The organism is Pseudoalteromonas sp. 19-MNA-CIBAN-0066 (assembly GCF_040308705.1).
In the GTDB taxonomy this organism is placed as follows: Bacteria; Pseudomonadota; Gammaproteobacteria; order Enterobacterales; family Alteromonadaceae; genus Pseudoalteromonas; species Pseudoalteromonas nigrifaciens.
The window spans coordinates 1-249 of the sequence record NZ_JBEONZ010000334.1; the positions used below are offsets into that span (position 1 = coordinate 1).

Annotated in this window: 1 protein-coding gene; it reads right to left on the minus strand. The window is 39.8% G+C overall.

What is annotated here, in order from left to right; genetic code table 11:
* The coding region (locus AAEZ18_RS19325) for a hypothetical protein (RefSeq protein ID WP_352256059.1) at positions 1-249 on the minus strand (249 nt) is incomplete at both ends.

Below are 249 nucleotides of genomic sequence, written 5' to 3' on the forward strand. Positions count from 1 at the left end.
GCTCATACTCCTGCCGCCAATTAGTGTAATTTGCAGATAAGTCAAACACACCTTTTTCAATATCAACACGGGCTTGTTTTTCAAGGTTTAACTCACTTACTGTTTGGGCTATTACATCGGGTAAATTGTTCTCGGTTTCAGGGCGCAAGCGATCAACTTGCGTGTTCATGTCGTCAATAAGTGTTTGTGCGTCCTCACTTAATTGAGTTAATTCAACACCATTTATAAACTCGGTTAAATCTACAAGTG